The organism is Sphingomonas hankookensis, assembly GCF_001619955.1.
In the GTDB taxonomy this organism is placed as follows: Bacteria; Pseudomonadota; Alphaproteobacteria; order Sphingomonadales; family Sphingomonadaceae; genus Sphingomonas; species Sphingomonas hankookensis_A.
Genome location: NZ_LQQO01000018.1, coordinates 1 through 13,372, shown reverse-complemented (window position 1 = coordinate 13,372; position 13,372 = coordinate 1). Strand labels below are relative to the sequence as shown.

The 13,372-nt window shown below is 63.6% G+C and carries 9 protein-coding genes and 1 pseudogene; 9 read left to right on the top strand and 1 reads right to left on the bottom strand.

Annotation, left to right across the window (positions count from 1 at the left end; translation table 11 throughout):
* Positions 1-195: 195 nt before the first annotated feature.
* Both AVT10_RS18545 and AVT10_RS10060 read left to right on the top strand, forming a co-directional pair.
* Positions 196-351, top strand: coding sequence for a hypothetical protein (locus AVT10_RS18545; protein ID WP_198158548.1), 156 nt, complete (start codon positions 196-198; stop codon positions 349-351).
* A gap of 117 nt (positions 352-468) precedes the next feature.
* The gene (locus tag AVT10_RS10060; RefSeq protein WP_066690520.1) at positions 469-2,064 is read left to right on the top strand and encodes an isocitrate lyase; all 1,596 of its coding nucleotides are present in this window, start codon (positions 469-471) and stop codon (positions 2,062-2,064) included.
* 110 nt (positions 2,065-2,174) lie between these two features.
* Here AVT10_RS10060 and AVT10_RS10055 read toward each other — a convergent pair whose 3' ends face one another.
* Positions 2,175-2,906, bottom strand: coding sequence for a TetR/AcrR family transcriptional regulator (locus AVT10_RS10055; protein WP_066690514.1), 732 nt, complete (start codon positions 2,904-2,906; stop codon positions 2,175-2,177).
* Between the two features lie 247 nt (positions 2,907-3,153).
* Between AVT10_RS10055 and AVT10_RS10050 the strand changes: the two genes are divergently transcribed.
* The 7 genes and pseudogenes from AVT10_RS10050 to tnpC all read left to right on the top strand — a co-directional run.
* Complete coding sequence (locus AVT10_RS10050) at positions 3,154-5,997, top strand: TonB-dependent receptor plug domain-containing protein (RefSeq protein WP_084401565.1); 2,844 nt, start codon at positions 3,154-3,156, stop codon at positions 5,995-5,997.
* Between the two features lie 118 nt (positions 5,998-6,115).
* On the top strand, positions 6,116-7,669 hold the full coding sequence (locus AVT10_RS10045) for a long-chain-fatty-acid--CoA ligase (protein WP_232307954.1): 1,554 nt from the start codon (positions 6,116-6,118) through the stop codon (positions 7,667-7,669).
* The gene (locus tag AVT10_RS10040; protein ID WP_066690511.1) at positions 7,666-9,381 is read left to right on the top strand and encodes an acyl-CoA dehydrogenase; all 1,716 of its coding nucleotides are present in this window, start codon (positions 7,666-7,668) and stop codon (positions 9,379-9,381) included. Before AVT10_RS10045 ends, AVT10_RS10040 begins: the two co-directional genes overlap by 4 nt.
* A gap of 78 nt (positions 9,382-9,459) precedes the next feature.
* A complete protein-coding gene (locus tag AVT10_RS10035) occupies positions 9,460-11,115 on the top strand; it encodes an electron transfer flavoprotein-ubiquinone oxidoreductase (protein WP_066690508.1) in 1,656 nt (551 codons plus the stop codon).
* Between the two features lie 258 nt (positions 11,116-11,373).
* The gene (gene tnpA, locus AVT10_RS10030; RefSeq protein ID WP_232307953.1) at positions 11,374-11,736 is read left to right on the top strand and encodes an IS66-like element accessory protein TnpA; all 363 of its coding nucleotides are present in this window, start codon (positions 11,374-11,376) and stop codon (positions 11,734-11,736) included.
* Positions 11,733-12,080 carry an IS66 family insertion sequence element accessory protein TnpB gene (tnpB, locus tag AVT10_RS10025; protein ID WP_066690505.1) on the top strand — a complete coding sequence of 116 codons (348 nt, stop codon included), beginning with the start codon at positions 11,733-11,735 and terminating at the stop codon, positions 12,078-12,080. The genes tnpA and tnpB overlap by 4 nt, the downstream gene beginning before the upstream one ends.
* A 61-nt stretch (positions 12,081-12,141) precedes the next feature.
* Positions 12,142-13,344: pseudogene (tnpC, locus tag AVT10_RS10020) on the top strand (IS66 family transposase); the annotation flags it as partial.
* Positions 13,345-13,372: the final 28 nt, after the last annotated feature.

The following is a 13,372-nucleotide window of genomic DNA, read 5'->3' as shown; positions in this document are numbered from 1 at the left end:
ATAACCCGGACCACCCGATGGGGGCTGCTCACTACGAATCTCTTGTAAATTATTTACAGAACTACAGTTATAAAACTGCCAAACCATACATCCAGACTGTTTTATCGACACGATGCTGTTGGGGTTTGGTGATTCCGTATGTTTTTTTATACTCCAACCGTGACGGATTACCGATCGCGGATTGGGAGACAGTAGATGACAAAAGAACCGCCGCGCAGTCGCGCCGTGTTCTCGACGGAGGATTTCAGTCTCCTGAAGGAAGCGGTCGGAGCGTACGTCCGGGAGATCGCCGACGATCCCCGCTCGTCGAAGTTTTCCAACCTGTACCATCGCCTGGGCCGTCTGGGCTGATCGCCGAGCGGACGCTTTCACGACCAACCGCAACGGCCGACGCCGCCCCTACGCCAGTTCGGCGTCGGAAGTAGCGCTGCGTCATGCCGCGGCCGCAAACCTTTGGAAGATTTCGACATGACTTACCAGGATCAGACCGCCCGCACCTCCGCACTCATCCGTCAGCAAGGCGGCACATGGGACGGGATCGACGCCGAGGCCGTGGTGCGGATGCGTCTGCAGAACCGCTTCAACACAGGCCTGGACATCGCCAGGTATACGGCCTCCATCATGCGGCGCGACATGGCGGCCTATGACGCGGACCCGGCGGCCTACACCCAATCGCTGGGCTGCTGGCATGGCTTCATCGGCCAGCAGAAGCTCATCAGCATCAAGAAGCACTTCGGCACCACCAAGGGGCGCTACCTGTACCTCTCAGGCTGGATGGTGGCGGCGTTGCGCTCGGACTTCGGTCCGCTCCCCGACCAGTCGATGCACGAGAAGACTAGCGTACCGGCGCTCATCGAGGAACTGTACACGTTCCTCAAGCAGGCCGATGCCCGCGAACTTGGCATGATGTTCCGGGAGCTCGATCACGTCCGCGAGAGCGGAAACGACATGGAGGCCCAGCGGCTCGTCCACGCCATCGACAACTACGAGACGCACGTCGTGCCGATCATCGCCGACATCGATGCCGGATTCGGCAACGCGGAGGCGACGTATCTGCTCGCCAAGAAGATGATCGAGGCCGGCGCCTGCGCGCTGCAGATCGAGAACCAGGTCAGCGACGAGAAGCAGTGCGGCCATCAGGACGGAAAGGTGACCGTCCCGCACGAGGACTTCCTCGCGAAGGTCCGTGCCTGTCGCTACGCGTTCCTCGAACTGGGCGTGGACGACGGGATCATCGTGACCCGCACCGACTCGCTCGGCGCTGGGCTCACCAAGCAGATCGCCTATTCTAGCGAGAAGGGCGACCTCGGCGACCAGTACAACGCGTTCCTCGACTGCGAGGAGGTGCGCGACCTGTCGACACTGCGCGGCGATGTCGTGATCGAGCGCGACGGCAAGCTGATGCGGCCCAAGCGCCTTCCGTCGAACCTCTTCCAGTTCCGCGAAGGCACAGGCGCTGACCGCTGTGTCCTCGACTGCATCACGTCACTCCAGAACGGCGCCGACCTGCTGTGGATCGAGACCGAGAAGCCGCACATCGAGCAGATCGCCGGCATGGTCGATCGTATCCGCGAGGTCGTGCCCAACGCCAAACTCGTGTACAACAACTCCCCGAGCTTCAACTGGACATTGAACTTCCGTCAGCAGGTCTTCGACAGCTGGGCTTACGAGGGTCGCGACCTTTCGACCTATGATCGTACAAAGCTGATGAGCGCCGACTATGACTCGACCGACCTTGCAACGGAAGCCGACGAGCGCATCCGCACCTTTCAGAAGGACGCCAGCGCGCGGGCAGGCATCTTCCACCACCTCATCACCCTACCGACCTACCACACCGCCGCTCTGTCGACCGACAATCTGGCGAAGGAGTATTTCGGCGAGGCAGGGATGCTCGGCTATGTGAAGGGCGTCCAGCGACAGGAGATCCGGCAGGGTATCGCCTGCGTCCGGCATCAGAACATGAGCGGGTCGGACATTGGCGACGATCACAAGGAGTACTTTGCTGGTGAGGCGGCGCTGAAGGCGGGCGGCGCGCACAACACGATGAACCAGTTCGCAGCTTGATCGGACGATGCGTCACGGGGATCGGGAGATCCTCGTGACGCACTCCGTTCCACCCCCGTACTCCGGTTCGGGTGGGCGCACCGCGATCTGCCGTCATGATGATGGGTTGGCTACGTAGGAGATCGGTCTTCGTCGGAAGGCGAATTGAGATCGGGCGGGCCGTCCGGTGCACAGAGCGCTCGGATTCCTGCTGCCACGAAGACGGGCAGTCGGTCGGCTATCCCGAGGAAATTGTCCGAATGCACGAGACCCGACGAGAGTCGATCTATGCGTCCCGTCCGCCCTAGCGAGAACGTAAAGGAGCCGGTCAGGAAGTGATAGCTCCAGTACAGCTTCTCCTTCGACGCGTGGGGCAGGAGGATTTTCATGTCGTCGACCAGTACCCAGGAGACCGGGTCGAACGTCTCGGACATCAGCTCGTACATCTTGCCCCGACTGCTGTTCACGTAGGCGACGATCGAAGCGTAGTTCCGATGCTTGTCGTCAATGTCGGCCATCTCGAATGCGGGCCGCATGAAGGCGTCGAGCAAACCCTCGAGTGTGCCGCCGTTGCCGAGCGATGGACGATAGGCGCCCAAGGCCGCAAGGCGCGCGGCGTTCGCTTCCGGGGCACGCCGACGGAATACCGCGGCGAACAGCTTCTCCTTGTCGCCGAAGTAGTAGCGCATCAGCGACGTGTCGACGCCGGCGCTCGAGGCCACGCTCGAGATGGTGACGCCGTTGTACCCCTTGGCGGCGAATTCCGCTTCGGCATGATCGAGGATCAATGTCATCGAATCCTGACGTCGTTCCGCCTGAAGACGGCGCGCCTCGCGTTTTGTCTCCGTCTGCTCCTTCGTCATTCATCCTGTCCCGTCTGATGTCGCCGCTGTGCCGACCTCGTTGGCCGCTGGGTAGCCCTTTCGTTGCCAGAGCCGCTGGATGTGGCGCTTAACCGCCCTCGCTTTCGAAAAAAAGTTTTACGTGATTCGGCGTGCGGCAACTTATTTCCTGCAACGCAAAGAAATATGATTGACGCCGTTTCGCGGCGGCGTCATCCTCCGCTTCAAGAGACCGGGAACGAACCCCGGCTTTGATGGGAGTAGGATTATGAAGAGCAGGCTTTTTGCCGGCATCTGCACGCTCGCGTTGTGTTCATGGTCATCCATTGGGCTGGCGCAGACCGCATCGTCGACGCCATCGACCACCACGCCCCCGCTCCAGGGTAGTGCCGAGGCGTTGCCGGCATCCGGCGATGAGGATGCGATAGCCGACATCATCGTCACGGGCTCGCGAGCAATCGCCGATGGTTCGCAGGCGCCGACGCCGGTGACGGTCACCTCGGGTGAGCAGCTGGTGAAGGCAAACCCCGGACTGATCGCGGAGTCGCTGAACATGCTGCCGGCGTTTCGCGGATCCACCCGCCCCACGACCGGGAACGTCGTCGCGACCGGCCCGAACGCCGGCAGCTTCCTGAACCTCCGGAACCTCGGTGTCCAACGTACCCTGGTCCTCTTGGACGGGCGTCGTGCAGCACCGTCCTCGCGCGAAGGCGCGACCGACGTCAACCTGCTCCCGTCCGATCTGGTGAAGCGGGTCGATATCGTCACGGGCGGCGCGTCCGCCGCCTACGGATCAGACGCGGTCGCGGGCGTAGTCAACTTCGTGTTGGACAACCGTTTCAAGGGCATCAAGGGGACGCTGCAGTCGGGGGTCTCCGAGCGCGGCGATGGCGCGAGCATCAAGGGCAGCGTCAGCGCGGGTACGTCGTTCGCGAACGACCGCGGACGTATCGTGGCAAGCGCCTCCTACTACGATGTCCAGCAGATCGGCAGCCTGGCGGATCGCGAATGGGGCCGGAGCAATACGGGCTTCCTGAACAATCCGGCCAATCGCGGCCAGCTGATCTTCCGAGACAATCTGCGGGCCGCGACCGCGTCCCCGGGAGGTGTGATCCTGAGCGGCCCGCTCGCGCTCCGCCAGTTCGGGCCGGGGGGCACGCTGGTCCCGTTCTCGCGCGGGACCGCGCAGTCGGGTCTCATCCAGGTCGGTGGCGACGGCGCGCAGGCCTTCTCGAGCCTCTCTGCCGGGATCGAGACCCAGAACTACTTCACCCATGCCGAATTCGACGTGACCCCATCACTCACGATCTTCGGGCAGGCGGCCCTCGGCCTGTCGAAGACGGAGTACAATCAGATCCAGCAGTTCAATCTGGGCGGATTCAACGGCTTCACGATCTTCAGCGGGAACGCATTCCTGAACCCCGCCGTGCAGCAGGTGCTCACCCAAACCAACACGCCAGCGTTCGCGATGGGGCGCGTCAACTTCGATTTCGGCACGCCGGCGAATGCGCTCGCCAAGGGTCGGACCCTCGATCTGACCGCAGGCTTCAAGTACACCGGCGGTGGTGGGTTGACCATCGATGGCTATTACGAGCGGGGCCGCAACCGGACCACGATCCGCACCAACAACAACGTGGCGCTCGAACGCCTCTACGCCGCTGCCGACGCGGTCCGGGACCCCGCGACCAACCAGATCGTCTGCCGTGTCTCGCTGACGAATCCGGGACTGTACCCGGGCTGCGTCCCGATCAACCTGTTCGGCGTCGGCGCCCCATCCCAGGAGGCGATCCGCTATGTCGAGGTCAACCCGGCGTTCCGCACGACGGTGAAGCAGGACGTCGCGGACCTATCGATCCGCGCGACCCCGTTCGCGACCTGGGCAGGCGATGTGGCCCTCGCAGCGGGCGGTACGTATCGGCGCGTGGAGCTCGATCAGACGACCAACGACCTCGCCAACAGCGTGAACGATGCGACCGGCATCCGGGGGTTTCCCGCGGCCTATCTGAACCAGCCCGGCGGCCTGCTGCTCAGCAACGTGTTCCCGGTGGCCGGGTCGTACCACCTCTGGGAGGTGTTCGGCGAAGCGGCCGTCCCGCTCGCGCGTGATCAGCCGTTCCTCCACGCACTCGACGTCAACGGGGCTGTCCGGTACATCAACTACAGCACCAGCGGCGGCGTCACGACGTGGAAGGGCGGCGCGGTCTGGGAGCCGGTGGCCGGCCTGCGTCTGCGGGGAACCGCGTCGCGCGACATTCGCGCACCGAACGTGCCCGAACTGTTCGCCGGCATCGTGCAGCAGACAGGCGCGGTGATCGAGAACAACGTCACGGTTCCGATCATTCTGGCGACGCTCGGCAACGCCGATCTCCGGCCGGAGATCGCGAAGACCTACACCGGCGGCATCGTCCTGCAGCCAGACTTCGCGCCGGGGCTGACGCTGTCCGCTGACTACTATTCGATCAATGTGTCGGGGATCATCACGTCGCTGACGCCGCAGCTGACCCTCGACCAGTGCCGCGCGGGTAACGACGCCTTGTGCGCCAACATCACCCGGAACGCGGCCGGGACGATCACGCGCATCACGAGTCCGACCCTGAACCTCAACGAGTTGAAGGCGAGCGGCGTCGATATCGAGGTCGGCTATCGTCCGTCAGGCGACGTCTTCGGCGGCAAGGCCGGCTTTCGGGTGGTCGCCAGCTATCTGGAGAAGCAGCAGCAGATCTTCACCAACGGCAATATTGTCGATCGGGCCGGGGAAGTCGGACTTAGTAGCAACCCGAGGTGGAACGTGGTCGGCAACGTGACGTGGACGTCCGACACGTTCGAACTGTTCGCGCAAGAGCGCTTCATCAGTGCCGGTCGCTACGACGTCACCCGAAGCGAGCCGACCACGATCGAGGACAACACCGTCGACCACGTGTTCTACACGGACCTCACGGCGTCGTTCAAGGTCGCCCCAAAGTTCCGCTTCTACCTGACGGTAAACAACCTGTTCGATCAGGATCCGCCGCTCGCTCCGACCGGAACGCTGATCCAGTACAACAGGACGAACCCGCAACTCTACGACGTGATCGGACGGTTCTATACCGCCGGCATCAACTTCAACTTCTGATCCACGCGCCCCGCCCGGTTTCGGGCGGGGCGTCCAAGACAACTCGAACGATACGGATGACGCGGTGAGCCAGCCAAAGATACTTCAGACCGCGGGTAGGGACGCATACGCCTTCCCGTTGCTCATCCGCCATCTGCTCGCGAACGTGGCCGAGCAGAGCAGCGCGGAGATCGTCAGCGGAGGACTGCGTTTCACCTATCGTCAATTCGTTGACCGGGTGCGTCGTCTGGCGACGGCGCTGGCGGCGCGCGGCGTCCGTCCGGGCGACACGATCGCCGTGATGGACTGGGACAGTCACCGCTACCTCGAATGCTACTTCGCGATACCGATGATGGGCGCGATCCTGCAGACGGTGAACGTCCGGCTGTCACCCATGCAGATTGGGTACACCTTGCAGCAGTCCGGAGCATCGGTCGTGCTGTACCACGACGACTTCCGCCCACTGTGTGACGCAATCTGCTCACATCTACCGGGGCTTCGCGAAGCGATTCCGATGACCACTCCGGGCGTGCAGTCGTACGAGGAATGGCTCGACGGGACCGATCCGACCTACGAGTTCGAGGACTTCGACGAGAACGCCATCGCGACGACGTTCCACACGACGGGCACGACCGGAGATCCCAAGCAGGTCTTCTTCACCCACCGCCAGCTCGTGCTGCACACGCTGGCCTTCACGTCGACTCTCGCCAGTCAACCTCAAGGCCAGAACCTGACACGGGCCGACGTGTACATGCCGATCACGCCGATGTTCCATGTCCACGCGTGGGGCGCCCCCTACGCCGTCACGATGCTAGGTCTCAAGCAGGTCTATCCCGGACGTTACGATCCCTCGACCCTGCTGCGGCTTCGGCGCACGGAGGACGTCAGCTTCTCTCACTGCGTTCCAACGCTGCTTCGCATGCTTATCGATGCCGCCGCTGGCGAACCGCTTGGACCGTGGACTATCGTTATCGGCGGATCGGCTCTGCCACCGGCGTTGGTGGAGGAAGCGTTCGAGGTCGGTATAACGACGCTTGCGGGGTTCGGCATGTCGGAGACCGGACCGGTGATCGCACTTGCGCGGGGTGAGGCCGAGGACTCGCACGGTCTTAGTCGTGCAGGATTCGCCCTCCCGTTGGTCTACGCGAAGATTGATGGAAAACGTGGCGGAGAACTCGTCCTGCGTGCACCTTGGTTGACGCAAGGGTACGGCAGCCAGGACGCATCCGACACGCTTTGGGAAGACGGGTGGCTACATACCGGGGACGTGGCCGAAAAGGACGCCGACGGCGCCATCCGCATCGTCGACCGTCTGAAGGACGTCATCAAGTCGGGCGGAGAATGGATCTCCTCAATCGACCTGGAGGCGCGCCTCATGGAGGATGCAGCGGTTTCCGAGGCCGCTGTCGTAGGCATCGCCCATCCCCGCTGGGGCGAGCGTCCTATCGCATTCGTGACAGCCGCACCCGACGAAATCATCTCGGAGGAGCGGCTTTACGACGCTTTATCGAAACAAGCAGTGGCCGGACAAATAAGCCGATACGCCATTCCATCGATCATCCATGTTGCAGACGGTCTACCCAGGACCAGCGTCGGCAAGATCGACAAGAAAGCGCTTCGTGAGATCGCCATTGCGCTAGCGGCCGATGCTGCGGCCGCGGTGGAAGCACAGTCGAAGGTAGCCGGAGCATGAGCACAGCGATCGCAGCAACGAGCGAAATCCGCTTCGTCCTCGACCACGTTGCCCAGATCGGGCATCTGGCCCAGAGCGAACGTTTTGCCGCCGCCAGCGACGACGTCATCGAGGCGATAATCGAGGGGGCGGCCACCTTCGCGACCGAGGTCTGGGCTCCGCTCAACCACGCAGGAGACACGGTCGGCGCCAAGTGGACTGAGCAGGGGGTTGTCCTTCCCGACCGGTATCCGGAGGCCTATCGCGCGTACGTGGAAGGCGGATGGGGTACCATCGGAGTGCCCGAAGAGCATGGTGGGCAGGGGCTACCGTTTACGTTGCAGACCGCGGTGCTGGAACTGCTGGGCACTGCCAACCCCGGTTTCGCCCTGTGTCCTACGCTGACGGTTGGTGCCATCGAGGCGCTGGTTCACCACGGTACGCCCGAACAGCAGGCAAAATTCCTGCCGCAGCTGGCAACCGGTGCCTGGACCGGTACGATGAACTTGACCGAGCCACAGGCGGGATCCGACGTGGGAGCGCTACGCGCGCAAGCCGTGCCGCGGGGCGACGGCACGTGGTCCATCAAGGGCACAAAGATCTTCATCTCGTTCGGTGATCACGACCTGGCCGACAACATCGTCCATCTCGTTCTGGCTCGTACTCCTGATGCTCCGGCCGGAACGCGTGGCATCTCGCTGTTCCTGGTTCCGAAGTTCCGCCTCGACAAGGAGGGCCATCTCGGGGCGTTCAACGACGTCAAGGTAGTCTCCATCGAGCACAAGCTGGGACTTCATGCGTCCCCGACCTGCGTCTTGAGCTTCGGCGACAACGACGACTGCGTCGGCGAACTCATCGGTCCTGAGCATGGCGGAATGCGGGCGATGTTCACGATGATGAACAACGCTCGACTGAACGTCGGTCTGCAGGGCGTGCAGATCGGGGAGGCTGCTACCCGAAAAGCCGTTACCTATGCGTTGGAGCGGGTGCAGTCCGCACGATCCGGGGCTACCGACCGCAAACCGGTCCGAATCGCCGACCATCCTGACGTCCGTCGCATGCTGATGCGCATGGCGGCGCAGACCCAGGCCGCACGTGCGCTGGTATACTACGCTGCGGCCCAAGTGGACCGGACGACGCTCGGCGACGCCGCTGCGCGCGAGCGCCTCGAGATCCTCACGCCCCTTGCGAAAGCTCATGCCACGGACCTCGGCAACGAGATCGCATCGATTGGTGTGCAGGTGCATGGCGGGATGGGATATGTCGAGGAGACCGGAGCGGCACAATACTTCCGGGACGCTCGCATCACCCCGATCTACGAAGGCACGAACGGCATCCAGGCTGCGGACCTGGTCGGTCGTAAGCTCGGAATGGGGAACGGTTCGGCGTTCGCTTCCCTGATTGCCGACATGCGTGAAACGTCTCAGACCGCCGCACTGACGGAACTGATCGACGTGTGCGACGAGACGGGACGTCGGCTAGCGGGTGCCGATGCGGACGACCGCCTGGCGGCCAGCTATCCGTTCCTGACGATGTTGTCGGTCGCGGTCTGTGGGTGGTTGATGGAAGCGCAGGGTCGAGCAGCTTCGGATGACGATTTATGGCAGGCCAAGAAGGCAACGACCGCCTTCTATCTCAACCAGATCGTGCCCGAAGCCTTGGGTTTGGCGGCGGCCGCGCGAGCCTCGTCGGCCGAACTTTATGCGGTCGATCCCGCCCTGCTCCTCGCTTGACGAGCTTCAAGACGGAACGCCCATTTCGAGCGGATCCGGAAGCGAGGTGGGCTACATGACGACGCGGGAGTGCAAGGCATGAACGAACGGGAATCAATGCCCTACGACGTGGTGATCGTTGGTGCCGGCCCCGCCGGTCTGACGGCCGCGATCCGGCTGAAACAACTCGCCGAAGCGGCGGGTACCGACATGTCGGTGTGCGTTCTCGAAAAGGGGTCGGAGGTCGGCGCGCACATCCTGTCGGGAGCGGTCATCGACCCGCGTGCCCTCGACGAACTGATCCCCGACTGGCGGGAGACCGATTGCCCGCTTGCCGAAACGCCGGTGACGCAGAACCATCATTGGGTGCTGACGACCAGGAAGAAGTTCAACCTGCCGCATCTCTGGACGCCGCCCTTCCTTCACAACAAGGGAACGTACACGGGCTCGCTCGGCAATCTGTGCCGCTGGCTCGCCGGCCGGGCCGAGGCGATGGGCGTGGAAATCTTCCCCGGCTTCGCAGCCGCCGAGATCCTGTTTCACGAGGATGGGCGCGTGAAGGGTGTAGCGACGGGCGACATGGGTGTCGCCCGCGACGGCACGCGCAAGGGCGACTATCAGCCCGGTCTAGAACTTCACGCGAAATACACCTTCTTCGCCGAAGGCGTGCGCGGTCACCTAACCAAAGAACTGATCCGGACCTTCGATCTCGCCGCCGAGAGTGACCCACAGGTCTATGGCCTCGGCATCAAGGAGCTGTGGGACATCGATCCCGCGAAGCATGAACCCGGCAAGGTGGTGCATACGCAGGGTTGGCCCTTGGGCAGCGACGCAAACGGCGGCGGCTGGATCTATCATCAGGCAAATGGCCAGGTGTCGATCGGCTTCGTCACCTGGCTCGGCTATACCAATCCGTATCTGTCCCCCTTTCAGGAAATGCAGAAGTGGAAAACGCATCCCGCCATCGCCGACCTGCTGGGGGGTGGCCGCCGCGTCTCGTACGGAGCGCGCGCGATCAATGACGGGGGTCTCCAGTCGATCCCTAAGCTGGTCGCCCCCGGCGCCGCGCTGATCGGCTGCTCCGCCGGCTTCCTCAACGTACCGCGCATCAAGGGCACGCACGGCGCGCAGAAGTCCGCGATGATGGCTGCTGAGGCCGCGTTCGAAGCAATCCGGGCGGGGCGCGAAGGCGACGAACTCGCCGCCTATCCGGCTGCGTTCGAGACGAGTTGGCTGAAGAAGGAGCTGTCCGTCGTCCGCAACGTCGTGCCGCTGGTCAAGAAGTTCGGGGATTTCGTCGGCTCCGGCCTGTCCGGCATAACCATGTGGCTGGAGCATTTCGGGCTGAAGATGCCTTTCACCCTGCATCATCATCCCGACCATGACACGCTGGAACGGAAGGCCCTAGTGAAACCGCCGGTCTACCCCAAGCCCGATGGCGTCCTGACCTTCGACCGTCTCTCCTCGGTTTTCCTGTCGAACACGAACCACGAGGAGGATCAGCCCATCCACTTGCAGCTGCGTGATCCCTCGATCCCGATCGCCTACAACCTACCGCTTTACGACGAACCGTCCCAGCGCTACTGCCCGGCCGGTGTCTACGAAGTGGTCGGTGTTGCGGACGGCAGTCCCAAGTTCGTCATCAACGCTCAAAACTGCGTTCACTGCAAGACGTGCGACATCAAGGATCCGACGCAGAATATAAACTGGGTTGTGCCGGAAGGCGGCGGTGGCCCGAACTATCCGAACATGTGATTTCTGTTTGTCAGTAATTGATAGTGTCGACCATCGACACCCACGCGCGCTCCCGACTGTCGAAACAATGACGGCGATATCGGCTGATTGCGTGCGACGTATTGCACAGACATAAGCGCCAACTGTAAGCGTGGCCGGTAGGCCGCCTTGCGGTGGTCTTAGCCTTCGGGATGCTTGTCGTCTTTGACGAGGGCGCGGGTGTTGCGGGAAATTTTCGGTTCTACGACCAGTCATACGAGCACTCGTATGACTGGTCGAATGGAGGTGGTCGGTCAGGTGTCGGGCCGGCGCCGATGGTCAGATGCGGAGAAGTTGGAGATCCTGACCGAGGCGTTTCGGCCGGGGGTTCGGGTCTGCGATGTCATTGCGCGGCGTGAGGTATCGAGCAGCCTGATCTACACGTGGCGCAAGCAGTTGCGCGAAGGCAAGCTGGCCGGAGCGATGCCGTCGTTGCCGGTGTTTGCTGCAGTGCAGGTGGCGGAACTGACGCCGCCAGCGCCGCAGCCGCTGCCATGTGCCTCGGGGCTCATCCAGATCGAGTTGCCGGGCGGCGTGCGGGTGAGCGTCGATGCGAGCGTGGATGCAGGTGCGCTGGCACGGGTGTTGTCGGTGCTGCGGTGAGCCCGGTGCCGTTGCCAACGCGGGTGTTCCTGGCGTGCGGCGTGACGGACATGCGCAAGGGGTTCGACGGCCTGGCGGTGCTGGTGCAGCAGGTGCTGGCGCAGAACCCGCATTCGGGTGCGCTGTTCGCGTTCCGCGGCAAGCGCGGTCATCTGGTCAAGCTGCTGTGGTTCGATGGGCAAGGTCTTTGCCTGTTTTCCAAGCGGCTCGACCGGGGCCGCTTCGTCTGGCCAGTGACCGCGACCGGCACCGTGACACTGACGCCGGCGCAATTGTCGATGCTGCTGGAAGGCATCGACTGGCGTCGGCCTGAGCGGACGTTCACGCCGACACTGGCGGGGTAAGAACGGCGGTTTTGCGCCACTTTCCCTCGCCCAGCGACCTGCAATCTGCTATGGAGACAGCGTGTCGGAAGCGCCTGTTTCCATAGCAGATGCCACCGCGCGGATCGCCGCGCTGGAGGCTTCGCTCGCCCGGGCCAATGCCGCGCTGGCCGCTCGCGACCTGCTCATCGATACCCTGCGCGGACAGATCGCGCGGCTGCGGCGGATGCAGTTCGGCGCCTCGTCCGAGAAGCTGGGGCGCGAGATCGAGCAGCTCGAACTGGCGCTGGAGGAACTCGAGACCGAGCGCGATGCGCCTGGGCTTGAGATGGTTGACCCTGGCGTGGCGGTTCGGCCGGTGCCCGTCCGTAGTCTGCCGGGACACCTGCCGCGCGAGAAGGTCGTCCACGAGCCGACGTCGGGCCCCTGTACCTGCCCAGACTGTGGTGGTGCGCTGCGGCCGCTTGGGGCAGACGCGCACGAGATGCTCGACATCGTGCCGGTGCGCTGGCGCGTCGTGCGCAACGTCCGCCCCAAATACAGCTGCCGGATATGTGAGAAGATCGTCCAGGCTCCCGCCCCGGTCAGCGCCGTGGCACGCGGCAAGGCCACCTTCGCCACGCTGGCGCACGTCGTCGTCTCCAAGTTCGACCACCACCTGCCGCTGTACCGCCAGGCCGAGATGATGGCGGCGCAAGGGTTAGACGTCGACCGCTCGACGCTGGCGGGCTGGACCGGACAGGCTGCCGGGCTCCTCGACCCCATCGTCAGCCGCATCCGCGACGAAGTGCTCAAGGCCGACAAGATTCACGCCGACGACACGCCGGTGCCGGTACTCGACCCCGGCCGAGGCAAGACCGCCACCGGGCGGCTGTGGGTCTATGCGGCCGACGACCGGGCGTCCGGCGGCACGGCACCGCGCGCGACCTGGTATCGCTTCACGCCAGACCGCACCGCCGCGCACCCAACGTCCCATCTCGCCGGTTTCCGCGGCTTTCTACAGGCCGATGCCTATGCCGGTTATGACGGACTGTATCATGATGGCGTCAGCGAGGTCGCGTGCTGGGCGCATTTCCGGCGCAAGGTCTTCGACCTGCACGAGCGGTCGCCCACGCCGCTGACCACCGACATACTCGAGCGTATCGGCGCGCTTTATGTCGTCGAGGCCGAGGTCCGCGGCCAACCGCCCGATGTGCGTTGTCGAGCCCGACAGGAGAAAAGCCGACCGCTGGTCGACGCCTTGCGCGAGGTGCTCGACACTGCCCTACGCCATCTGTCGCCTAGAGTCAGGACTCGTTGATTACAGCCAGAAG